A 22952-nucleotide genomic window follows, 5' to 3' on the forward strand; every position below is an offset into this window, starting at 1 on the left:
ACCGGCGGATCGCCGCGCGGCTCACCGGGCCGCGGCGGGCATCCCGGCCGGCATCGCCCCGCGCCCGCGATAGATCACCAGCGTCGCGACCAGTCCCAGGGCGCCGCCGAGCGACATCCACAGGCCGGGCGCGGCCTTGTCGCCGGTCGCCGCGATCAGCCACGTGGCGACGAGCGGCGTCATGCCGCCGAACAGGGCGGTCGCCAGCGAGTAGGCGAGCGAGAAGCCGGCGGTGCGGACCTCGACCGGAACGACCTCGGTCAGCGCCACCACCATCGCGCCGTTGTAGCTGCCGTAGAGGAACGAGAACCACAGCAGCACGGCGAGCATCGCCCCGAAGCTGATGTGACCCACGAGCCAGGTCAGCGCCGGGTAGGCGGTGAGCAGGGTCAGCGCCGAGAACGCGATCAGGAGCGGCTTGCGGCCGATCCGGTCGGACAGAGCCCCCATCACCGGGAGCCAGAACAGGTTCGAGACCGCGACGCAGAAGGTCACGAGCAGGCTGTCGGTGTCGGTGAGCTTGAGGACGCTCTTGCCGAAGGTCGGCGTGTAGACGGTGATCGTGTAGAACGCGATCGTGGTCATCGCGACCATCAGCATGCCGAGCAGCACGATCCGCCAGTTCGTCGCGAGCGTCCGGAAGATCTCGGCCGCCTCCGGCCGGTGCTTGCGCTCGGCGAAGGCCTTGGTCTCCTCCAGCGAGTTGCGGATGTAGAACAGGAACGGCACCAGCGCGCAGCCGATGAGGAACGGCACCCGCCAGCCCCATTCCGACATCTGCTCCGGCACCAGCGCGTGGCTCAGCCCGTAGCCGATCGCGGCGGCGGCCATGATCGCCACCTGCTGGCTCCCCGATTGCCAGGACACGTAGAAGCCCTTGCGGCCGGGCGTCGCCATCTCCGACAGGTAGACCGAGACGCCGCCGAGCTCGACACCCGCCGAGAAGCCCTGGAGCAGCCGGCCGATCAGGACGAGGGCCGGGGCGAGCAGGCCGATGGTGGCGTAGGCCGGCACGAAGGCGATCAGCACCGTGCCGGCGGCCATGATCGCCAGCGTGGTGATCAGCCCCTTGCGGCGCCCGACCCGGTCGACGTAGGCGCCGAGCAGCACGGCGCCGAGCGGCCGCATCAGGAAGCCGGCACCGAACGTCATGAAGGTCAGCATCAGGGAGGCGAACTCGTCGCCGGCCGGGAAGAACGCCTTCGCGATGTGGGTCGCGTAGAAGCCGAACAGGAAGAAGTCGAACATCTCCAGGAAGTTGCCGCTGGTGACGCGGAGCACCGCCCCGACCGTCGACCCGGAGGATTTTTCGTAAGGTCCCGCCACGGCTGCGCCTCGTCCCGCGATCCGGCCTGCGCCGTCCGCGCCACTGTTCGCCGGGACGGGCGCGGGCTCAAGTCGCGATGTCGCCGATCGGGGGACTTTTTCGCGCGCTTGAACGTGGGGGCGCTACTCGGCCGCCGCGGCCTGGGGCGTCGTGCCGGCGATCCAGGCCGACAGGTCGGCGCGCGCCCGGTCGGTCAGGGCCTGGCGCTTGAGCATCGCCTTCTCCGGCCCGCGCAGGCGCTTGCCGGTCTCGTTGCGCGGCATCGCGGCGAGCGGCGGGAACAGGCCGAAATTGACGTTCATCGGCTGGAACGAGCGCGGCTTGCCCGGCTCCTTGGCCGCCTCCTCGGGCACGTCGTCGAGGATGTGGCCGCCGGTGATGTGGGCGATCAGCGCGCCGAGCGCGGTCGTCTGCGGCAGGGGCTCGAGCGCCCCGCCCCGGTTCTCCGCCACCGCGAAGCGCCCGGCCATCAGGCCGATCGCCGCGCTCTCGACATAGCCTTCGCAGCCGGTGATCTGGCCGGCGAAGCGCAGCGACGGGCGCACCTTCAGGCGCAGGGTCGCGTCGAGCAGGCGCGGGCTGTCGAGGTAGGTGTTGCGGTGGAGGCCGCCGAGGCGGGCGAACTCCGCGTTCTCGAGGCCGGGGATGGTGCGGAAGACGCGGACCTGCTCGGAATAGGTCAGCTTCGTCTGGAAGCCGACCATGTTGTAGAGCGTGCCGAGCGCGTTGTCCTGGCGCAGCTGCACGATCGCGCAGGCCTTCACCTGGGGATCGTGCGGGTTGGTGAGGCCGACGGGCTTCATCGGGCCGTGGCGCAGGGTCTCGGGGCCGCGCTCGGCCATCACCTCGATCGGCAGGCAGCCGTCGAAGTACGGCGTCGAGGCCTCCCACTCCTTGAAGCCGATCTTCTCGCCGCCGACCAGCGCCGCGATGAAGGCGTCGTACTGCGTTCGGTCCATCGGGCAGTTGATGTAGTCGGCCCCCGTGCCGCCGGGCCCGACCTTGTCGTAGCGCGACTGGAACCACGCCTTGCTCATGTCGATCGAGTCGCGGTGGACGATCGGGGCGATGGCGTCGAAGAAGGCGAGCGCGTCGGCACCGGTGATGGTGCGGATCGCCTCGGCGAGGGCGGGGGCGGTGAGCGGGCCGGTGGCGACGATGCACGGCCCCCAGCTCTCCGGCGGCAGCCCGGCGACCTCCTCCCGCACGATGGTGACGTTGGGGTGCGCTTCGAGCGCGGCGGTGACGGCGGCGGAGAACCCCTCGCGGTCGACCGCGAGCGCGCCGCCGGCCGGAACCTGATGCCGGTCGGCCGCCCGCAGGATCAGCGATCCGAGCGTCCGCATCTCCTGGTGCAGGAGGCCGACGGCGTTGCCGTTCGGGTCGTCGGAGCGGAAGGAGTTGGAGCAGACGAGCTCGGCGAGGCCCTCGCCGTGATGGGCCTCGGTGCCGCGCACCGGCCGCATCTCGTGCAGCACCGCGTGGTGGCCGGCTTCGGCGATCTGCCAGGCGGCTTCCGAGCCTGCGAGGCCGCCGCCGACGATGTGGATGGGCGCGCTTGCTTGGGACATGCCCCTGCAGATACCGGAACGAGCCGGCCCGAGGCAACGGGCCGGCGCACGTCCGGGAGCTTCAGCCGCGGGCGATGGCAGTTCGGCCGCGGGCGATGGCGGTTCAGCCGCGGGCGATGCCCTGGATCTCGAAGCGGTTGATGCCGAGGTCGGCGAGGTCGCGGTCGGACAGGCGCGACAGCTCGGTGATGGTCTCACGGTAACGGAGATAGGCGCGGAAACGGTTGAGGACGCTACGGGCGGCGGACATGACATTGACCTTTGTTCAGGCAGGCGGCGACGACCGCTTGGGCACCGCCTGCCTCTTGTTGGTGCAATGCACATATAAGCTTGCTGCGCCGCAGCGGCAGGCCGACATTCGTTAGCCAGCCATGCGAGCCCGGCATGCGGCGCACAACGATTTGGCAAGGTTTTGGAAAGCCTGTTTTCGAGGCCTTCGCGCGCCCCGGATCGCGTTCGCAGTTCAGGAGGCCAACGGCGTCCGATCGGCTTGGGCAACGTGCAAGCGATGACCTTGCGTCGTCTGCGCGCCGGCACCGTCGCGCATCGATCCGATCGCCGAACACTGTCGATCCGCGTGCGGCATCGTGAATACGACAGCGCCGCATCGGCCGAAAGGCGCGATGCGGCGCTGTCCATGCGCGGGGCCCGGCCCGACGGCCGGGCCCGGTCTCAGTAGAACGGGCGCGGCCCGTAATAGGCCGGGCGGCCGTAGAACGGGCGCGGCGGGCCGTAGGCGTAGGGGCCGTAGACCGGCCGCCGCCAGTACGGGCGCGGGCCCCAGTTCGGCCGGCACACGCCCCACGGATTGGGATGGAAGCCGGGGCCGCAGCCGCCGGCGACGGTCTCGATCAGGGCGCCGCCGGGCAGCGGCGCCAGCGGCATGGCCTGGGCGGCGGGTGCGAGGAGCAGGGCTCCCGCCAGGCCGGCTGCCGTCGCGAGGCCGGCCCCACCAAAAGTCTTCACGTGCGTCATGACGCGATCTCCTTCGATGTCCGGCCAGGGAGGGAATGGCCGGGCAGCGAGAAATCTACGGCGTGCCGGATGAATTTCCACTGACGGCCGTGTTGTGCTGCGTACAGCCAGGCTTCGGCCCGGGCGGGGCGGTCAGTGCAGAGGGGCGGTACAGGGACGGTCAGTGCAGGGGCGGGCTCATGAGGAAGCGCTCGCGGTCGCCCGAGACCAGGGTCGGCTTCAGGGCGCGGCCGTCGCGGCGGATCGTCAGCGGCACCCGCACGCCCGCTTCGCCCAGCGCCCAGACGCTGCGGAAGAAGTCGGCGAGATCCGCCACCGGCTCGCCCGCCACCGCCTCGATCACGTCGCCCGCGCGCAGGTCCGCCGCCTCGGCCGGGCCGTTGTCGGCGAGCCCCATCACCACGACGCCGTCCTCGCTCTCGGTGGCGTAGAGGCCGAGCCAGGGGCGGGCCGGACGGTTGGCGCGCCCGCGCGAGGTCAGGTCGTCGAGGATCGGCGGCAGCAGGTCGATCGGCACCACCATGTTGATCGCCCGCGGGCCCGACGTGCCGCCCTGCTGGAGCTGGAGCGAGCCGATCCCGAGGAGGTCGCCCTCCGGGCCGATCAGCGCGGTCCCGCCCCAGTTCGGATGCGAGGGCGCGGTGAACAGCGCCTCGTCCAGGACGTATTCCCAGTAGCCGGCGAATTCCTGCCGGGCGACGATCTGCGCGGCGACGCAGCGCTGGCGCCCGCCGGCGCCGGCCACCACCGCCCGGTCGCCGATCTTCAGGCTGCCGGAGGTGCCGAGCTTGAGCGCCGGCACGCCCAGCGGCCCGAGCGCCTGGACGAGGCCGAAGCCGGTGGCGGCATCGAACCCCATGACGTGGCCGGGCACGGAGCGGCCGTCGTTGGTGGTGAGCCACACGCTCTCCGCCTCGGTGACGAGGTATCCGATGGTGAGCACGAGGCCGTCCTCGCCGATGACCACGCCGTTGCCCGCCCGCTCGGTGCCGAGCGTCTCGGCGGTGAAGGCCTCGGCCGGCACGCGGGCGGAGAGCTGGACCATCGCCGTGAGGGCGCGGTCGAGGTCGTAGCCGTAATCGCCGGGCTTCGGCTGCGTCGAAGCCGGGATCTTCCAATCACCCTGCGAGGCCATGCCGCGTCGGTCCTTCGAGATGTCTGCGCTCCGGTAAGGTGCCGGAGGGTCGGTGGTCCGAGGGGCGCGAGCCGCGTGCCCCCATCCGGGAGATAGGACGCGCCGACCGGTCGCGACACCCCGGCAGGGCGACGCGGCGGCGCGGCGCGAGAGGGCGGCGCGGCGCGAGGCCGTGCCGGCGAGCCGCAACGTCCGCGGGAAAGGTCGGCCCGAGCCATCGTCGCCCCGCATCGCCCCCGCGATGCATCCCTAGGGAGAACCGCGGCAATCGGGGCGCCGCGTCTTCTCATCACCGCAGAATGCGCTAACCCTTGCCGCAACGGTCCCGATCGTTCGCCTGTCCGGCGCGAGGACCTGCCGATGGGACGGGGGACGATCCTTGGGCGACCGATCCTTGGGCGACGACGCGACCCTGCAGCGGATCCTGCGCGCGATCGCCGGTGGCGACAAGGGCGCCCTGCGCTCGCTCTACGACCTGACATCACCGAAACTTTACGGGGTGATCCTGCGTATCCAGCGGGATCGGAGCGTGGCCGAGGATGTGCTTCAGGACGTCTATCTCCGCGTCTGGCAGGCGGCAGGCTCCTACGCTCCGGAATCCGGGCGGCCGATGACCTGGCTCTGCGCCATCGCGCGCAACCGGGCCATCGACGGGATCCGCCGCAAGGGCGAGGTCCAGGGACCGGTGCGCGAGGACGGCGAGGACTGGGTGGAACGTCTCATCGACCCGCACGACACCGAGGCGGCGATCGTCGGACGCGGCGCGCTCGCGGCCTGCCTCGCGCGCCTCGACGAGGCGCAGCGCGCCTGCGTCGTGCTCGCCTATTGCGAGGGCTGGTCGCGCGAGGAGCTGGCCCAGCACTACGACCGGCCCGTCAACACCATCAAGACCTGGCTGCACCGCTCGCTCGGCGCCCTCAAGGGCTGCCTGGAGGAGCAGGCGTGAGCGCCGGGCCCGAGACCGAGCGCGACCTGCGCGCCGCCGAGTACGTCCTCGGCTCGCTCTCGCCCGACGAGCGCGCGGCGTTCGAGCTGGAGCGCGTCGTCGATCCCGCCACCGCGCGCGCGGTGGCGGCGTGGGAGCGGCGGCTCGGGCCGCTGGCCCTCGCCGTTCCGGCCGAGATGCCGCCCGACCATGTCTGGCCCAGGATCGCCGGCGCGCTGACGGGGGCGGACGCGATCCCGGCCCCCGCGCCCCTGGCTTCCGCGCCCCCTGCCCCCGCGCCGACGGCCGCCAACGACGACCGCGCGATCCGCCTCGTCAGGCAGGTGCGGCGCTGGCGCCTCGTGGCGGCGGGGACGGGGCTGCTCGCGGCGGGGCTCGCGCTGTTCGTCGCGGTCGGCGGCCGGCGGGACGAGCCGGCGCCGGGCACGCGCTACCTCGCCGTGGTGCAGAGCGGCGGCGCGCTGCCCGCCCTCGTGCTGCGGATCGACACGGCGACGGGCACCGCCGAGGTGCGCCCGGTGGGCGCCGAGACCCCGTCCGGCAAGAGCCTCGAGCTCTGGTACATCGGCTCCGGGGCGTCCCCCAAGGCGATCGGCCTCGTCGGCGCATCGGCGACCCGGATCGCCCTGCCGGCGGAGACCGCGGCGAGCGGGCTCATCGCCGTGACGGTGGAGCCGCCGGGCGGATCGCCGAACGGCGCCCCGACCGGGCCGGTGGTCTATTCCGGCACGCTGATCCGCGAGTGAGGCTGGCATCCGCGTGACCCGGCCCCGATGACCGAGGTCGGAACGAGGAACACCCCGGACCTCGCGGCCCGGGGTGTTCCTCGTCGTGCCGCGCGCCGGCGCCTCGGCCGGAGCGCGGCGGTCGCGATCAGGGCTGCAGCACGCCGTTGATGACGTGGATGACGCCGTTCGACTGCATCACGTTGGCGATGGTGACGGTGGCGGTGTTGCCCTTGGCATCGGTCACGTAGACCTTCTTGCCCTTGGACGTGACCACCAGGGGATCGCCCTCGACGGTCTTGAGCTGGGCCTCGCCGCCGCCCTTCTTGACCTCGGCCATCAGCTGCTTGGCGGTGTAGACGCCCGGGACGACGTGGTAGGTCAGGATCTTGGTGAGCGTGGCCTTGTTCTCGGGCTTCACCAGCGTCTCCACCGTGCCGGCCGGGAGGCGGGCGAAGGCGGCGTTGGTCGGGGCGAACACGGTGAACGGGCCCGGGCCCGACAGGGTGTCGACGAGGCCGGCGGCCTTCACCGCGGCCACGAGCGTGGTGTGATCCTTGGAGTTGACCGCGTTCTCGACGATCGTCTTGTTGGCATACATCGGCGCGCCGCCGACCATCGGGTTCTTGGCGAAGGCCGCGACCGGCGCGGCGCCGAGGGCGAGCGCGAGGGCGAAGGTGGCGAAGCGGGAAGCGTGATGCTGCGTCATGGGGTATCCTGACCGTTCGTAGGGCCCCGGTGCGCGGGGCTACGGGCGGCCTTACGGAGCCTCGCACGGAAAGGTTTCGGGCGGGATCGATTCCGGTCGCGCATCGGGCGCGGCGCCGTCCGAAACGTAGAAAAACCGCCCGGTCCTCGCGGACCGGGCGGTTTCTGCTTCGACCTCGGTCGGCGGTGGATCCCGCCGGACCCGCCGCGTCTCCCGGCCTCAGTACTTGCGCATCAGGGGCACCGGCGCGGCGGCGGCGGCCTGCGCCGTGTAGAGCGGCGCAATGATGCGGAACCAGCCGCGGGTCTCGTCGGCGAAGGCGCCGACGCCGCGATCGGCGACCGTACGCGTCACGAACACCTGAGCCTTGAACGCGCCGAAGTCGTAACCGACGAGGCCACCGGCCGCGAACGTGCCCTGACGCTGATAGGCCGCAAAGGCTGCGCCGCGGTTCCGGTTGATCGGAAGGTCGGTGAAGCCGTAGGCCACGGCGCCGATCTCGAACTTGCCGAAGGTCTTGGTCGCCGTCAGGTCGAGGTAGAGGCCGTCGGCGTTCACGATCGGGCCCAGCGCCGCAAACTGACCGCCGAAGCGGGCCGCGTCGTCGACGTAGAAGATGTGCGTCAGGGCCGCGGTCAGGTTGTAGCCGTCGCCGGTGTACGAGATCGCGCCGGTGTTGCGGATCGAGGTGGAGGCGTTCTGCGGCAGCACCGGGGTGCAGCCGGCGGTCAGCGTGCCGTTGCAGAGCGAGCCGCGGTCGCCGACGCCGATGTAGGCGCCGACGAGGTAGGCGGTGCTGATCTTGTTGCCGAGATCCCAGGCGAAGATGTTGCCGATGAAGGGGTTGTAGAAGTAGCTCTGGTCCTGGTTCGGGACGCCGGCCGCGTTGTTCGTGCCCACGAACACCGACGGGACCGCGATCACCGGCATGATGCTCGCGCCGAGGACCTTGAAGCCGGTCGACCAGACCAGGATCGGCACGTTGACGCCGACGTCCGGGCTGTTGCGCGCGTCGCCGCGGCCGGTGCTGAAGGTGTTGATCGCGTAGACGCCTTCCGGCAGCGGGCCGTAGGCGAGACCGACCTGCTCGCCGGGCTGCGTGGACGGCGTCGCCTGAACGCTGGTGTTCATGCCGACGGTGAGGGCGACCGCACCTGCGGCAAGCCAGGTCTTCATCATTTTCTCGTTCCTTCCCAAGGATTTCCGAACTTCGTCCCGCCGCCTCTGCACTACCTTGCCGGTCTGCCGTCTGCGCGGCTCCCGTGCGAGATGTGCCAAGCGCCCCCTACGAAGCCGGCCCGTGTCTCAACGCTGATAACTATTCTACAGAGCGCTTGGGAAAGACAGTGGAATGCCTCGGATCTGGACAGCGAGAGCCGAACCGTTGCCCAAATGCCTCAACCTTGCTGCGGTGCGGCGGCCGAGCGACGGTCGCAGAAATTGCATTCGGAGAAGCCGGATTCGGCAGAATAGCGCATCCGTTTCAGGCTCTTGTCGGGGGAAGCGTAGCGGGAGGATTCGGCAAGCCCGGCGGGACCGATCGCCATCCCGGGGGGACGTCCCGGCCCGCGCCGGCGGGCTCCGTAAGTCGCGATCGGACGGTCGGGCCGTGCCCGGACGGGCGGATCGGCCGCGAGACAGGCCGAATCGGACGCCGACGCGGCGCGACCGCTCGGCAGATCTTGCCGAGCGGATGTCCCCATCGCCGGGAGGCGGAAGGGCGCGGCGCGCCTACTCCGCGGCCGGCCGCGCCACCGCCGCCCGCGAAGCGGCCGGCTTCGCCGCGGGGCGGCGGGCGAGCACGTCGCGCAGGAAGCGCCCGGTATGGCTCGCCGTCGACGCGGCGATCTGCTCGGGCGTCCCCTGGGCGACGACCACGCCGCCGCCGTCGCCGCCCTCCGGGCCCATGTCGATCACCCAGTCGGCGGTCTTGATGACCTCGAGGTTGTGCTCGATCACCACCACCGTGTTGCCCTGGTCGACGAGCTCGTGGAGCACCTCCATCAGCTTGGCGACGTCGTGGAAGTGCAGGCCGGTGGTCGGCTCGTCGAGGATGTAGAGGGTGCGGCCGGTCGAGCGCTTCGACAGCTCCTTCGAGAGCTTGACCCGCTGCGCCTCGCCGCCCGACAGCGTCGTCGCCTGCTGCCCGACGCTGACGTAGTCGAGCCCGACGCGCTTGAGCGTCTCCATCTTCTCGCGGATCGTCGGCACCGCCTTGAACAGGTCGGCGGCCTCCTCGACGGTCATGTCGAGCACGTCGGCGATGGACTTGGCGCGGTACTTCACCTCCAGCGTCTCGCGGTCGTAGCGCTTGCCCTTGCACACGTCGCAGGTGACGTAGACGTCGGGCAGGAAGTGCATCTCGATCTTGATGACGCCGTCGCCCGAGCACGCCTCGCAGCGGCCGCCCCGGACGTTGAACGAGAACCGGCCCGGCTGGTAGCCGCGGGCCTTGGCCTCGGGCAGGCCGGCGAACCAGTCGCGGATCGGGGTGAAGGCGCCGGTATAGGTCGCCGGGTTCGAGCGCGGGGTCCGCCCGATCGGCGACTGGTCGATGTCGATGACCTTGTCGAGGTGCTCCAGCCCTTCGAGCCGGTCGAAGGGCGCCGGATGCTCCAGCGCGCCGTTCAGGCGCTTGGCCACCGCCTTGTAGAGCGTGTCGATGATCAGCGTGGACTTGCCGCCGCCCGAGACGCCGGTGACGCAGGTGAAGGTGCCGAGCGGGATCTCGATGTCGACGTTCTTGAGGTTGTTGCCGCGGGCGCCGAACACCCCGAGCTTGCCCTTGCGCCCCTTCCGCCGCGCGGCCGGGGTCCGCACCGACTTCTCGCCGGTCAGGTACTTGGCGGTCAGCGAGTCGGGATGGGCCAGCACCTCCTCGGGCGTGCCCTGCGCGATGATCCGGCCGCCGTGGATGCCGGCGCCTGGCCCGACGTCGACCACGTAGTCGGCCTGGAGGATCGCGTCCTCGTCGTGCTCGACCACGATCACCGAGTTTCCGAGGTCGCGCAGGCGCTTCAGCGTGCCGAGCAGGCGCTCGTTGTCGCGCTGGTGCAGGCCGATCGACGGCTCGTCCAGCACGTAGAGCACGCCGGTGAGCCCCGAGCCGATCTGCGAGGCGAGGCGGATGCGCTGGCTCTCGCCGCCGGACAAGGTCCCCGAGCCGCGGGCCAGCGTCAGGTATTCGAGGCCGACGTCGACCAGGAACGACAGCCGGTCGCGGATCTCCTTCAGGATCCGCACCGCGATCTCGTTCTGCTTCTGCGTCAGCTTCTTCGGCAGCGCCGAGAACCAGCGGTGCGCCTCGCTGACCGAGAGCGCGGTGACCGCGCCGATATCCTCCATCGCGACCTTGACGGCGAGCGCCTCGATCTTCAGCCGCTTGCCGCCGCAGGCGGCGCACGGGGTCTCGCTCATGAAGCGCGAGATCTCGTCGCGCGCGGCGTCGCTCTCGGTCTCCTTGTAGCGGCGCTCGAGGTTGGGGATCACGCCCTCGAACGGCTTGTTGACGGCGTACTTGCGCATGCCGTCGTCGTAGTCGAAGCGGATCGACTGCTTGCCGGAGCCGTAGAGGATGATCGCGCGCGCCGCCTCGGGAAGCCGCGACCAGGCCAGGTCGGTCTTGAAGCCGTAATGCCGGGCGAGCGCGTCGAGCGTCTGCCCGTAATAGGGCGAGGTCGACTTCGCCCACGGGCCGATGGCGCCGCGCTTGAGGCTCAGGGCCTCGTCGGAGATCACCAACTCGGCGTCGATCCGCATCTCGTGGCCGATGCCGCCGCAGGTCGGGCAGGCGCCGAACGGGTTGTTGAACGAGAACAGCCTGGGCTCGATCTCCGCGATGGTGAACCCCGAGACCGGGCAGGCGAAGCGCGACGAGAGGGTGATCTTCTCCCGGGTCTCGCCCTCCGGCACGTCGGCGAACTCGATGTCGGCGATGCCGTCGGCGAGCTCGAGTGCCGTCTCGAAGGAATCGGCGAGCCGGCTCGCGATGTCGGCCCGCACCACGATCCGGTCCACCACCACGTCGATGTCGTGCTTGAGCTTCTTGTCGAGCTTCGGCACGTCGTCGATCGGGTAGTACTCGCCGTCGATCCGCAGGCGCTGGAAGCCCTTCTTCTGGAACTCGGCGATCTCCTTGCGGTACTCGCCCTTGCGGCCGCGGACCACGGGCGCGAGCAGGTAGAGCCGGCTCTTCTCGGGCAGCGCCAGGACGCGGTCGACCATCTGCTGCACGGTCTGGCTCTCGATCGGCAGGCCGGTGGCCGGCGAGTACGGGATGCCGACGCGGGCCCAGAGCAGGCGCATGTAGTCGTAGATCTCGGTGACGGTCCCCACCGTGGAGCGCGGGTTCTTCGAGGTGGTCTTCTGCTCGATCGAGATCGCCGGCGAGAGCCCGTCGATCTGGTCGACGTCGGGCTTGGACATCATCTCCAGGAACTGGCGCGCATAGGCCGAGAGCGACTCGACGTAGCGGCGCTGGCCCTCGGCGTAGATCGTGTCGAAGGCGAGCGACGACTTGCCGGAGCCCGAGAGCCCGGTGAACACCACGAGCTTGTCGCGCGGGATCGTCAGGTCGACGTTCTTCAGGTTGTGCTCGCGGGCGCCGCGCACCGAGATCACCCGGCGGTCGCGCTCCGCCGGCGTCTCGCGGTCGAACAGGCGCTCGAGCTTCGCGTCGACACCGGCCTCGACCGCCCGCGCGGCCGGGCTCGCCTTCGCGGGCTTCCTGGCGGGCGGCGCTTTCGCGGCGGGCGTCTTGGCAGCAGGCGTCTTATCGGCAGCAGGCGTCTTGTTGCCAGCAGGCGTCTTGTTGCCAGCAGGCGTCTTGTTGCCAGCAGGCGTCTTGTTGCCAGCAGGCGTCTTGGCGGCGACGGCTTTGGCCATGGCGGGGGCGGTCTTTCGAGGCGTCGACACGGGCGGGATCCGGCGATCGCGAAAGCGACCGCCGCGCCGGGTCATGTCGTCCGTCCGAAGCCTTCGGCAAGGTGCGGCGGGCGGGACGCAGGCCCGGCATGCTCGCGTGTCTGCTAGAACGAAACGCGTACGTGGGCAACTCGGCCCTCGTTCCGCGACGCGTCCGGCCCTGCGGCCGCCCGCATCTTCTCGCTGCGCCGGCCCCGTTCGGGAGCGGCCGACGACCAGGATCACCGCGCGCCCGTGCCGGGCGCGCGGCTTCCGGCGGGATTACTGCATCGCCTTCATCGCCGCCTCGGACGAGGAGGCCTTCGGGTTGGCCTTGCAGTAGGCGCGCATCTTCGCGTCCATCGCGGCCGCCTGCGGGTCGGCGGCGATCATCGCCTTGTCGGCGGCGCTCATCGAGGCCTGCGCCTGCGCGTCGGCCTTGAGATAGTCGGCGCAGGACATGTCGCCGGTCTGGGCCGGGGCGGCGGCGAGGCCGGCGATCAGCAGGCTCGCGGCGAGGATGGTACGGATCATGATGGCCTCCCAAGGGTACGCCCGGCGTCGTCGCGGCCGACCCGCCGCGCGCTCTCTCGGCGCCTCGTGATAGGGCGGCGCCGGGCGCGGCGTCTTGATCGGGCGTCCGGAATGCATGCCGCCGCGTCCCGATCCGTCGGCGGGATCGCGGATCTTCGCGCAAGTCCGGAAGTCGTGCCCGGGGCTCGCCCGGACGACGCGTCCGCATCGCCCGCCGATGTCCTGTCGTCCGGGTCCGCGAATACGGTGCCGGCAGTCTCCCGCCGTCGAAGATCGCTTGCGAGACGCTCGAACAGCGCGTCGACCTGCGATGGCAACGGCGCCTTTACCGGTTGTAGCGCAGTCGTTCTCGTCGAAACGGTCCCGAGACGAGGAGTGGGCGGGCGAATGAAGACCGGTGTTCCGATGTCCTTGCGGGGACGCATCGTGGCGGTGGCGCTGGCGCCCTGCCTCGCCTTCGCCGCGGTGGCCGGCGTCGCGATCTCCGACCGGATGGCGCAGCGCGCCGAGATGGTCCAGGTCGAGGACCTTGTCGGCCTCGCCTCGCGGATCAGCGCCTTCGCGCACGAGGGCCAGCGCGAGCGCGGCGCCTCCAGCCTGTTCCTCGCCTCGAAGGGGTCGCAGTTCAAGGCGGAGCTGGTCGCGCAGCGCGCCCGCACCGACGCCGTGCGCCAGGGCCTCGCCGCCGCCGTCGCGGCCGGCGCGGCGGCCTACGGCCCCGCCTTCACCCGCAAGGCCGACGCCTTCGCGCAGGCGCTCGACGGCCTGGACGCGCAGCGCAACGCCGTCGACGCGCTGAAGCCGACGGCGCCCCAGGCGGCCGCCGCCTATACCGGCCTGATCGGCGAAGGCCTCGGGCTGGTCCGCGCCCTGTCGGGCGTGATCGGCCCCGTCGGGATCGCCAACCACGCCGCCTCCTACGCCGCCTTCCTGACGATGAAGGAATATGCCGGCCAGGAGCGTGCCGCCGCCTCCGCCGCCTTCGCCGCCGGCAGCCTCGACCTCGCCGGGATCCGCCGCCTCGCCACCCTCCAGGCCGACCAGGCCACCTACGAGAGCCTGTTCCGGTCCCGGACGGAGCCGGCGCAAGGAGCCCTGCTCGATGCCGCAGAGGCCACCGCCCCGGCGCGGGAGGTGGCGCGCCTGCGCAAGGTCGCCCTCGAGACCATGCCCGGCGAGGCCCTGGCCTTCCGCGACGCCCCGCTCTGGTTCCGACTCGCGACCCAGCGCATCGACGGCCTCAAGGCGGTCGAGGACCACCTCACCGCCGACCTCGCCGCGGAGGCCGGCGGCGTTCGCGCGACGGCCGAACGGGCGCTCGCGATCTGGTCGGGGGCGGCGCTCGCGATCTTCCTGCTGTCGGGCGCCCTCGCCTTCGGCCTCGGCACCGCGGTGGCCCGGCCGCTGACCCGGATGTCGCGGGCGCTCACCGCCATCGGCCGCGGCGACGACGACGTGGCGATTCCCCAGGGCGGCCCGATCGAGGTCCGCGCCATCGCCGCCGCGGCGATCGAGTTCCGCGACAACGTCGCCGAGCGCCGCCGCAGCCGCGCGGCGCAGGAGCGGATGTCGGCCGACGCCGAGCTGGCCCGGCGCGCGGCGGCGCTCGATCTCGCCGACGGGTTCGAGGACCGGGTCGGCGGCATCGTCGAGGCGGTCTCGGCGGCGGCGATCCAGCTCGAGGCGGCGGCCCACGGCATGACGCGGGCGGCCGGGGACGCCTCGTCGCTGAGCCTTCAGGTCGCCCGCGCGTCGCACGAGGCGGCGCTCTCGGCCGACACGGTGGCGGCGGCGACCGAGGAGCTTTCGGCCTCGGTCGCCGAGATCGGCACCCAGGTCACGGCCTCGGCCGACCTCGCGGCGGCGGCCGAGCGCGACGCCGAAGGCATGGCCGGCGAGGTCCGGCGGCTCGCCACGGCGGCCGGCAGCATCGCCCAGATCGTCGGGCTGATCTCGCAGATCGCCGACCAGACCAACCTGCTCGCCCTCAACGCCACCATCGAGGCGGCCCGTGCGGGCGAGGCGGGACGCGGCTTCGCGGTGGTGGCGCAGGAGGTGAAGTCGCTGGCCGGCCAGACCGCCCGGGCGACCGAGGAGATCACGGCCAAGGTCGTCGAGATCAGCACCTCCACCGACGCCTCGGTCCAGGCGATCAGCGGGATCACCGACGTGATCCGGCGCTTGGCCCAGATCGGCGGCGACATCGCCGCCGCGGTCGAGGAGCAGGGGGCCGCGACCGGCGAGATCGCCCGCACCACCGCCCAGACCTCGCAGGGCACCCGCGCGGTGTCGGAGCATATCGGGGGCGTCAGCGAGGCGGCCGGGACGGCGAGCTCCGGCTCGGCCCAGGTGCTCGCCGCGGCGAGCGCGCTGTCGAGCCAGGCCGGCGACCTGCGCGGCGCGGTCGACCACTTCCTGGCCGGCGTGCGGGCGGCCTGAGGCCGCCCTCCCCCGTCGCCAGACTGCGCCAAAGGAAAAGCCCGCCCCCTCCGCAGGGGGCGGGCTTTTTTGGTGTCGCCGGCGATCTCGGGCGCGAGGCTACGGAACGTGGATCACCATCGCGGTGAAGGGATGCACGTAGGCCTGGAGCATCACCAGCCCGCCCACCAGGCAGGCGAGCGCGATCGAGTGCCAGAACACGAAGCGCAGGATCTTGCCCTCCTGGCCGAAATAGCCGGTGGCGGTGGAGGCGACGACGATCGACTGGGCGTCGATCATCTTGCCCATCACGCCGCCCGACGAGTTGGCCGAGGCCATCAGCACGCCCGACAGGCCGAGCTGCTCCGAGGTGATCTTCTGCAGGCCGCCGAAGAGCACGTTGGAGGCCGTGTCGGAGCCGGTCAGCGCGACGCCGAGCCAGCCGAGCAGCGTGCCGAAGAACGGGTAGAGGATGCCGGTTCCGGCGAACGCCAGGCCCAGCGTCGCGTCGACGCCGGCGTAGCGGGTGAGCACGCCGAGCGCGAGCATCGCCGCGATGGTGATCAGCGAGTAGCGCAGCACCCAGATCGTCTCGACGTAGGCGGTGACGAGGCGGACGGGCGAGAACCGCATGATCAGGCCCGAGATCAGCGCCGCGATCAGCACGCCGGTGCCGGTGTAGGACATGTAGGTGAACAGGAAGACGGCGCCCTCGGGATGGGCCTTGGCCACCACCGGCGGCACCTTCATGATCACGTTGTGCAGGCCCGGCACCTCGTATTTCCAGGTGAAGATCGGGTTGACGATGGCCTTGAACCAGCCGGTGCCCCAGATCGCCACGATCACCGACAGGATGATCCACGGCAGCCAGGCCAGCGCGATCTCGGCGGAGGTGGCGGTGCGGCCGGTGGCGGCCGGGGCGCGGGGCAGGTCGGAGGGAACCCCGGCGCCGAGCGCCACCGGCCGCGGCGCGCCGTAGCCGATCGACGGGTCGTTGCCACGCAGCGCCGGCGAGGTCCAGATCGCGGCCGGCTTCCAGACCTTCAGGAACAGCACCAGGGCGCCCATCGCCGCGATCGAGGCGCCGATGTCGACGATCCACGGGTTGACGTAGTTCGAGATGCCGAACTGGGCCGCGGCGAAGGCGCCGCCGCAGATCAGGATCGCCGGCCAGACCTGGACCATGCCGCGGAAGCCCGCGAACACCCAGATCAGCCAGAACGGCACGATCAGCGAGAACACCGGCAGCTGCCGGCCGATCATCGCGCCGAGCACGTAGGGGTCGTAGCCCGTCACCGAGGCGAGGCCCTGGATCGGCGCGCCGAGCGCGCCGAAGGCCACCGGCGCGGTGTTGGCGATGAGCGACAGGCCGGAGGCTGCCAGCGGCGAGAAGCCGAGCCCGATCAGGATCGCGCCGGTGACCGCCACCGGCGTGCCGAACCCGCCCGCGCCCTCGAAGAACGCGCCGAAGGCGAAGGCGACGAGCAGCAGCTGCAGCCGCCGGTCGGTGGTGATGCCGGCCACCGATTGCTGGAGGATGGCGAACCACCCCTTCTCCACCGTCAGCCGGTAGAGGAAGATGACGTTGAGGATGATCCAGCCGATCGGGAAGAAGCCGGTCACCATCCCGAGCAGCGAGGCGCGGGTCGCGAGGCCGAGCGGCATGCCGAAGGCGCCGACGGCGAGGGCGAAGGCCAGCACCAGGGCGAGCACGGCCGCGATGTGGGCCTTGACCTTGCCGCTGGCGATCATGGCGAGCAGCGCGATCACCGGCACGGAGGCGGCCAGCGTCGACAGCCACGGGTTGCCGAACGGATCGTAGACCTGGTTCCAGGTTTGGACGGGTTCCACGGGCGCATTCCTCCGATGGCCCGGGTTGATCCGCGGGCCGTTGGAGGCGGTGCTAGCAGAGCGGCGAATCCGGCTCAACGCCGAGAGATAATGTATTCAGAAGGTGTTGCGCGCCGACCGCTCCGGCACTTATCGCGAAAGCGGCCGGCGGCTCGGCTCGGCACGACGCGGTCTCGCCGCGCCGCGCGACCGGCCCGTCGTCAGACCAGCATCCCCATCGGGCTCTCGATCAGGCCCTTGAAGGCCGCGATCAGCTCGGCGCCGAGCGCGCCGTCGAGCACGCGGTGGTCGCAGGAGAGGGTCGCGGTCATCACCTGGGCGACGGCGGGCGCGCCGTCCTTGACCACGACCCGCTTCTCGCCGGCGCCGACCGCCAGGATCGAGGATTGCGGCGGGTTGATCACCGCGGTGAAGTGCTTGATCCCGAACATGCCGAGGTTCGACACCGAGGTGACGCCGCCCTGGTACTCCTCCGGCTTCAGCTTCTTGGCGCGCGCACGGGCCGCGAAGTCCTTCATCTCGTTGGAGATGGTGGACAGCGTCTTCTCGTCGGCCCGGCGGATGACCGGGGTGAACAGGCCGCCGTCGATCGCCACGGCGACGCCGACCTCGGCGTTCCTGAAGCGCAGCACCCGGTCCTCGGCCCAGACGGCGTTGGCCATCGGCACCCGGGTCAGGGCGAGGCCCATCGCCTTGATGACGAAGTCGTTGACCGAGAGCTTGAACAGCGGCTTGCCGTCCTTGTCCTTGCCGGCGCTCCGGTTGAGCTGCTCGCGAAGCGCCATCAGCGCGTCGATCTCGCAATCCACGGTCAGGTAGAAGTGCGGCGCCACCTGCATCGCCTCGGTGAGGCGCTTGGCGATGGTCTTGCGCATGCCGTCGAGCGGCACCTCCTCGTAGCTGTCCTTGGCGTAGAAGCCGCGGACCTGATCGGTGGTGAGGCCGGCGGCCCTGGCCGCGGGGGCGGGCGCGGCGGCTTGCGCCGGCGGTGCCGCCTCGGGCGCCTTCGGGGCCGCCTTGGGGGCGGGCGCGGCCTTGCCGGTGCCGGCCTCCTTGGCGGCGCGGACGTCGCGCTCGATCACCCGGCCGCGCGGGCCCGACCCCTGCACGGCCGAGAGGTCGATGCCCTCCTGCTTCGCGATGCGGCGGGCCAGCGGCGAGGCGAAGACGCGCTCGCCCGCCCCGCTCGGCGGATGGGCAGCGCCTTCGGACTTGGCGCTAACGGGATCGGAAGCGGGCCGCGCCCCGTCGGGGGCCTCGTTGACCCGCTCGTAGGACATGTGGCCGCCGCCGGGCGTGGTGTTCTCGTTCGCCGACGACGCGTCGGCCTTCGGCGCCTGGGCCGGCGCCGGCGCCGCGCCGCCCGCCTGGACCCCGGCCGGATCCTCGCCGTCCACGGCGATCACCGCGATCAGGTCGTTGACCGGCACGTCGGCGGTGCCCTCGGGCACGACGATCCGGGCGAGCACGCCCTCGTCGATCGCCTCGACCTCCATCGTCGCCTTGTCGGTCTCGATCTCGGCGAGCACGTCGCCGGACTTGATCGCGTCGCCCTCCTTCTTGAGCCACTTGGCGAGGTTGCCCTTCTCCATGGTCGGCGAGAGGGCGGGCATCAGGACGTTGACGGGCATGGTTCAGGTCTCGTCCGAGGGCAGGGAGGGGGCGTCGGGTTCGGCGCGGGGATCGGCGAAGGGAAACAGGTCGTCCAGCGGAAACGGGACGGCGTCGAAGGGCGGCAGGGCCACGGTCTCGCGGCGCGTCACCGTCCCGAGCAGCAGCCATCGGGACGCGGTCAGCGCGAAGGCCTCCAGCACGCCGTCGGCGGGATCGAGCAGCCAGAGGTGCCCGACGCCGGCCTCCGCGTAGATGCGCCGCTTCGGGCCGCGGTCGAGACGCACCGTGGACGGCGACAGGATCTCGCAGACCCAGTCCGGCGGCGTCTCGACGAAGGCGGTCTCCGGCTCGGCCGGCAGCCGCTCGCGGCGCCAGCCGGCGAGATCGGGCACCACGACCTGCGCTCCGAGATGGAGCTCGGGTTCGATCATGAAGATCCAGCCGCCCGGTCCGCCGCGCCCGCGTCCGAAGGGCGCGTTCAGCTCCGCGGCCAATCCCGCCGCCGCCATCGCATGCCGCGGCCGCGGTCGCGGATGCGTCTCCAGCGCCCCGTCGATGATCTCGGCGACGAGGTGGTCGGGGACCGCTTCGAGGTCGGCGTAGGTGGCGTGCCGGAGCGCGGGTTCGGCCATGGCCAGAATCCCGTCAGTTCAGGCCGCCGGGATCGAGGCCCTCGGCCTCCCACCCCGCGCGAATGCGCTCGAACGCCTCCTCCTCCGACAGGTCGGTCTCCAGGGCGTAGGCGCGGGCGGCCTGCCGGGCGAGGTCGACCATCAGGCGGCCCCACGTGGCGGGGTCGTCGAAGGACCGGCGCAACGCCACGCTCACCGCCCCGTCGACCACGGCCGCGCGCAGCACCTCGATGCCGCCCTGCTCCAGGGCGTCGGGGGGGACCTCGAGGGCTTGGAAGGATTCACTCATACGACGTCATGACCCATCGATCGGCCCCGTTCCCGCCGGTCAGGCACGAAGGCGGATCGCATTCACCGGTAGCAGACGGCCTTGGCCGCCTCGACGACCTCGGCGACGTTGGGCAGCGCCAGCTTCTCGAGGTTGGCGGCGTAGGGCATCGGCACGTCCTTGCCGGTGACGCGCAGCACCGGCGCGTCGAGGTAGTCGAACGCGTCGACCATCAGGCGGGCCGAGATCTCGGCGCCGATGCCCGATTGCGGGAAGCCCTCCTCCACCGTGACGCAGCGGCCGGTCTTCTTGACCGACGCGAGCACGGTCTCGGTGTCCATCGGCCGGATCGTGCGCAGGTCGATCACCTCGGCCTCGATGCCCTGGTCGGCCAGGATCTGCGCCGCCTTCAGGGCGTAGGTCATGCCGATGGCGAAGGAGACGATGGTCACGTCCTTGCCGGTGCGGTGGATCCGCGCCTTGCCGATCGGCAGCACGAAGTCGTCGAGCTTCGGCACCGGGAAGGTCTGGCCGTACAGGATCTCGTTCTCGAGGAAGATCACCGGGTTCGGGTCGCGGATCGCGGCCTTGAGCAGGCCCTTGGCGTCCGACGCCGTGTAGGGGGCGATCACCTTCAGGCCCGGCACGTTGGAGTACCAGGCGGCGTAGTCGTGGCTGTGCTGGGCGCCGACGCGGGCGGCGGCGCCGTTGGGGCCGCGGAACACGATCGGGCAGCCGAGCTGGCCGCCGGACATGTACAGGGTCTTGGCCGCCGAGTTGATGATGTGGTCGATCGCCTGCATGGCGAAGTTGAAGGTCATGAACTCGACGATCGGCTTCAGGCCCGACAGGGCCGCGCCGACGCCGATGCCGGCGAAGCCGTGCTCGGTGATCGGGGTGTCGACCACGCGGCGGGCGCCGAATTCCTGCAGCAGGTTCTGCGTGACCTTGTAGGCGCCCTGGTACTCGGCGACCTCCTCGCCCATCACGAAGACGTCCTCGTCCCGGCGCATCTCCTCGGCCATGGCGTCGCGCAGCGCCTCGCGGACGGTCATCGTCACCATCTCGGTGCCGGCCGGGAACTCCTCCATCACCGGCTCGGCGGCCTTGTTGGTGATGGTGGCGGGCGCGGCCGGCGCCGCGGGCTTGTCGTCGCCGGTCTTGGCGGTGGCCGACGGGCCGGAGGCCATGCCCTCGGCCTGCATCGTCGGCGTCGGGGCGGGCTGCCCGCCCGTGTCCGCACCGTTCGGCTTCGACGAGGCCCCTCCGGCGGCGGCCGCCGCGACGTCCTCGCCCTCGCCCGCGATGATCGCGATCGGGGTGTTGACGGCGACGCCCTCGGTGCCCTCGGCGACCAGGATCTTGGCGAGCGTGCCCTCGTCGATCGCCTCGACCTCCATGGTCGCCTTGTCGGTCTCGATCTCGGCGAGCACGTCGCCGGACTTGATCGCGTCGCCCTCCTTCTTGAGCCATTTGGAGAGCTTGCCCTCCTCCATGGTCGGAGACAGGGCGGGCATCAGGATGTCGGTCGCCATGGAGGGTCTCTGATCGGTGAGGCGGGCGGGGCGGCCTGGCAGGGGATCGTCGCGGGGCGGCGGCGCGCCCTCAGGCGCGCGCTTCCAGGAGGATGTCGGTCCACAGCTCGGACGGATCCGGCTCGGGATCGTGCGTCGCGAACTCGGCGGCGTCGTTGACGGTCTCGCGGACCTTGGCGTCGGTGGCCTTGAGCTCGGCCTCGGCGACGCCGTGCAGCTCGATCAGGCGCTTGCGCACCATCTCGATCGGGTCGTGCTCGTCGCGCATCTTCGAGACTTCGTCCTTCGTGCGGTACTTCGCCGGGTCGGACATCGAGTGGCCGCGATAGCGGTAGGTCTGCATCTCGAGGATGTAGGGCCCCTCCCCGGTGCGGGCATGCGCGATCGCCCGGCCCGCCGCCTCGCGGACCGTGCGCACGTCCATGCCGTCGACCTGCTCGCCGGGGATGCCGAACGAGATGCCGCGGCGGGAGAAGTCCGTCTGCGCCGAGGCGCGGGCGACCGAGGTGCCCATGGCGTAGCGGTTGTTCTCGATCACGTAGACCACGGGCAGCTTCCACAGCTGCGCCATGTTGAAGCTCTCGTAGACCTGGCCCTGGTTGGCCGCGCCGTCGCCCATGTAGGTCAGGCTGACCTTGCCGTTCTTGCGGTAGGCGTCGGCGAAGCCGAGGCCGGTGCCGAGCGAGACCTGCGCGCCGACGATGCCGTGCCCGCCGAAGAACTGCTTCTCACGGCTGAACATGTGCATCGAGCCGCCCTTGCCGCGGCTGTAGCCGCCGCGGCGGCCGGTGAGCTCGGCCATCACCCCCTTCGGGTCCATGCCGCAGGCGAGCATGTGGCCGTGGTCGCGGTAGCCGGTGATGACCTGGTCGCCGTCGACCGAGGCCATCTGCATGCCGATGACGACCGCCTCCTGGCCGATGTAGAGGTGGCAGAACCCGCCGATCAGGCCCATTCCGTAGAGTTGCCCCGCCTTCTCCTCGAAGCGGCGGATCAGCAGCATCTGGTGGTAGGCGTGGAGGTCTTCCTCGCGGGTGAATTGCGGCGCGTTCGGTGCGGGCTGGTGCTCGGCCGCCACGGCCTCCGGCGTCTCCGCGGCAGGGTTGGGCTGCCCCGCATCTTTCGCGGCATCCATCGGCGTGCTCCCGTGCTGGCGTCTGTTCCCGCCCGGTTTAGGACACGCGCTCCGGGAATGCGAGGGCCGACGCTCTGACAGGTGTTTGTGGTTGTCATACCCGATCCGCATGCCCGATCCGCACGCCCGATCGGCATGATCCCCTCGGGACGGCGGATGCGGGCCGCGTTCAAGCCGGGACGCGCGCGGGACTGGAGGCGGTGCCCGCTCACGGGTCGATGACGACCACGTCGTTGGCGTGCACCCGGCCGAGGACGACCCGGGCGCGCTCCTCCAGCAGGTCGCGGTCGATCTGCTCGCTGCGCAGCAGCGCGACGCGGTGCTCCCAGGTCGCCCGCTCGGCCTTGGCCGCCGCGAGCTCCCGGGTGAGCCCGAAGGCCTGGATCTTGAGGGCGCGCTTGGCCTCCAGGCCCCGGTTGCCGTTCTCGGCCTGGTACACGAAGTAGCCGACCACCAGCCCGGACAGGGTCCAGAGGCTGAGAGGCAAAACGACCATTCTGACGCGGCGACGGACGACCATGGCGCGACCATCGTCCGGGTCGGTTAACAAAGCCTTTGCCGCGGCCGCCGATCGTGCGCTCGGCGGTGGACGGCGGCGCCCGGATGGGTTGAACCGCGCCCCGCGGCGATGGACAGTCGGAACAAAGATCGAACATCGAGGCGGCCGCCCTGCGG

General features: G+C 71.3%; 20 protein-coding genes. 3 read left to right on the plus strand and 17 right to left on the minus strand.

Annotated features, from left to right (window positions below; genetic code table 11):
* Window positions 1–21 precede the first annotated feature (21 nt).
* The 5 genes from ACFZ8E_RS14185 to ACFZ8E_RS14205 all read right to left on the minus strand — a co-directional run bounded on the left by ACFZ8E_RS14185 (window position 22) and on the right by ACFZ8E_RS14205 (window position 5008).
* Complete coding sequence (locus ACFZ8E_RS14185; RefSeq protein WP_147727649.1) at window positions 22–1326, minus strand: MFS transporter; 1305 nt, start codon at window positions 1324–1326, stop codon at window positions 22–24.
* A gap of 123 nt (window positions 1327–1449) precedes the next feature.
* Window positions 1450–2898 (minus strand): methylenetetrahydrofolate--tRNA-(uracil(54)-C(5))-methyltransferase (FADH(2)-oxidizing) TrmFO, encoded by a 1449-nt coding sequence (gene trmFO, locus ACFZ8E_RS14190; RefSeq protein ID WP_405043021.1) that lies wholly within the window; start codon window positions 2896–2898, stop codon window positions 1450–1452.
* A gap of 103 nt (window positions 2899–3001) precedes the next feature.
* Window positions 3002–3148 carry a DUF1127 domain-containing protein gene (locus tag ACFZ8E_RS14195; RefSeq protein WP_147727651.1) on the minus strand — a complete coding sequence of 49 codons (147 nt, stop codon included), beginning with the start codon at window positions 3146–3148 and terminating at the stop codon, window positions 3002–3004.
* Between the two features lie 422 nt (window positions 3149–3570).
* Window positions 3571–3873, minus strand: a complete 303-nt coding sequence (locus ACFZ8E_RS14200; RefSeq protein ID WP_243933182.1) for a GCG_CRPN prefix-to-repeats domain-containing protein — start codon at window positions 3871–3873, stop codon at window positions 3571–3573.
* A 160-nt stretch (window positions 3874–4033) separates the two neighbouring features.
* Entirely contained in the window at window positions 4034–5008 is a 975-nt protein-coding gene (locus ACFZ8E_RS14205; RefSeq protein ID WP_147727653.1) for a S1C family serine protease, read from the minus strand.
* Window positions 5009–5402: 394 nt separating this feature from the next.
* On the opposite strand from ACFZ8E_RS14205, the gene ACFZ8E_RS14210 reads away from it, so the two are divergent.
* Both ACFZ8E_RS14210 and ACFZ8E_RS14215 read left to right on the plus strand, forming a co-directional pair.
* Window positions 5403–5954 (plus strand): sigma-70 family RNA polymerase sigma factor, encoded by a 552-nt coding sequence (locus ACFZ8E_RS14210; protein ID WP_147729996.1) that lies wholly within the window; start codon window positions 5403–5405, stop codon window positions 5952–5954.
* A complete protein-coding gene (locus tag ACFZ8E_RS14215) occupies window positions 5951–6700 on the plus strand; it encodes an anti-sigma factor domain-containing protein (protein ID WP_405043022.1) in 750 nt (249 codons plus the stop codon). The genes ACFZ8E_RS14210 and ACFZ8E_RS14215 overlap by 4 nt, the downstream gene beginning before the upstream one ends.
* Before the next feature lie 127 nt (window positions 6701–6827).
* On the opposite strand, the gene ACFZ8E_RS14220 is transcribed toward ACFZ8E_RS14215, so the two are convergent.
* The 5 genes from ACFZ8E_RS14220 to ACFZ8E_RS14240 all read right to left on the minus strand — a co-directional run bounded on the left by ACFZ8E_RS14220 (window position 6828) and on the right by ACFZ8E_RS14240 (window position 12824).
* Window positions 6828–7388 carry a fasciclin domain-containing protein gene (locus ACFZ8E_RS14220; protein ID WP_405043023.1) on the minus strand — a complete coding sequence of 187 codons (561 nt, stop codon included), beginning with the start codon at window positions 7386–7388 and terminating at the stop codon, window positions 6828–6830.
* A 219-nt stretch (window positions 7389–7607) separates the two neighbouring features.
* A complete protein-coding gene (locus tag ACFZ8E_RS14225; protein ID WP_147729404.1) occupies window positions 7608–8567 on the minus strand; it encodes a transporter in 960 nt (319 codons plus the stop codon).
* A gap of 218 nt (window positions 8568–8785) precedes the next feature.
* Window positions 8786–8935, minus strand: a complete 150-nt coding sequence (locus ACFZ8E_RS14230; RefSeq protein WP_243948827.1) for a hypothetical protein — start codon at window positions 8933–8935, stop codon at window positions 8786–8788.
* A 184-nt stretch (window positions 8936–9119) separates the two neighbouring features.
* Window positions 9120–12272, minus strand: a complete 3153-nt coding sequence (gene uvrA, locus ACFZ8E_RS14235; protein ID WP_405044384.1) for an excinuclease ABC subunit UvrA — start codon at window positions 12270–12272, stop codon at window positions 9120–9122.
* Window positions 12273–12572: 300 nt separating this feature from the next.
* Window positions 12573–12824 (minus strand): hypothetical protein, encoded by a 252-nt coding sequence (locus ACFZ8E_RS14240; RefSeq protein ID WP_405043024.1) that lies wholly within the window; start codon window positions 12822–12824, stop codon window positions 12573–12575.
* A gap of 405 nt (window positions 12825–13229) precedes the next feature.
* On the opposite strand from ACFZ8E_RS14240, the gene ACFZ8E_RS14245 reads away from it, so the two are divergent.
* Window positions 13230–15263 (plus strand): methyl-accepting chemotaxis protein, encoded by a 2034-nt coding sequence (locus ACFZ8E_RS14245; protein WP_405043025.1) that lies wholly within the window; start codon window positions 13230–13232, stop codon window positions 15261–15263.
* Between the two features lie 99 nt (window positions 15264–15362).
* On the opposite strand, the gene ACFZ8E_RS14250 is transcribed toward ACFZ8E_RS14245, so the two are convergent.
* The 7 genes from ACFZ8E_RS14250 to ACFZ8E_RS14280 all read right to left on the minus strand — a co-directional run bounded on the left by ACFZ8E_RS14250 (window position 15363) and on the right by ACFZ8E_RS14280 (window position 22797).
* On the minus strand, window positions 15363–17093 hold the full coding sequence (locus ACFZ8E_RS14250; RefSeq protein ID WP_405043026.1) for an L-lactate permease: 1731 nt from the start codon (window positions 17091–17093) through the stop codon (window positions 15363–15365).
* A 200-nt stretch (window positions 17094–17293) separates the two neighbouring features.
* Window positions 17294–18724 (minus strand): pyruvate dehydrogenase complex dihydrolipoamide acetyltransferase, encoded by a 1431-nt coding sequence (locus tag ACFZ8E_RS14255; protein WP_405043027.1) that lies wholly within the window; start codon window positions 18722–18724, stop codon window positions 17294–17296.
* Window positions 18725–18727: 3 nt separating this feature from the next.
* Complete coding sequence (locus ACFZ8E_RS14260; protein WP_243948821.1) at window positions 18728–19339, minus strand: Uma2 family endonuclease; 612 nt, start codon at window positions 19337–19339, stop codon at window positions 18728–18730.
* A 13-nt stretch (window positions 19340–19352) separates the two neighbouring features.
* On the minus strand, window positions 19353–19628 hold the full coding sequence (locus tag ACFZ8E_RS14265) for a DUF5076 domain-containing protein (protein ID WP_147844303.1): 276 nt from the start codon (window positions 19626–19628) through the stop codon (window positions 19353–19355).
* A gap of 62 nt (window positions 19629–19690) precedes the next feature.
* Entirely contained in the window at window positions 19691–21142 is a 1452-nt protein-coding gene (locus ACFZ8E_RS14270) for a pyruvate dehydrogenase complex E1 component subunit beta (protein ID WP_243948819.1), read from the minus strand.
* A 70-nt stretch (window positions 21143–21212) separates the two neighbouring features.
* On the minus strand, window positions 21213–22277 hold the full coding sequence (pdhA, locus tag ACFZ8E_RS14275; protein WP_147728757.1) for a pyruvate dehydrogenase (acetyl-transferring) E1 component subunit alpha: 1065 nt from the start codon (window positions 22275–22277) through the stop codon (window positions 21213–21215).
* Window positions 22278–22485: 208 nt separating this feature from the next.
* Entirely contained in the window at window positions 22486–22797 is a 312-nt protein-coding gene (locus ACFZ8E_RS14280; protein ID WP_147728758.1) for a septum formation initiator family protein, read from the minus strand.
* Between the last annotated feature and the right edge of the window lie 155 nt (window positions 22798–22952).

Source organism: Methylobacterium sp. HMF5984 (assembly GCF_045033435.1).
Classification (GTDB): domain Bacteria; phylum Pseudomonadota; class Alphaproteobacteria; order Rhizobiales; family Beijerinckiaceae; genus Methylobacterium.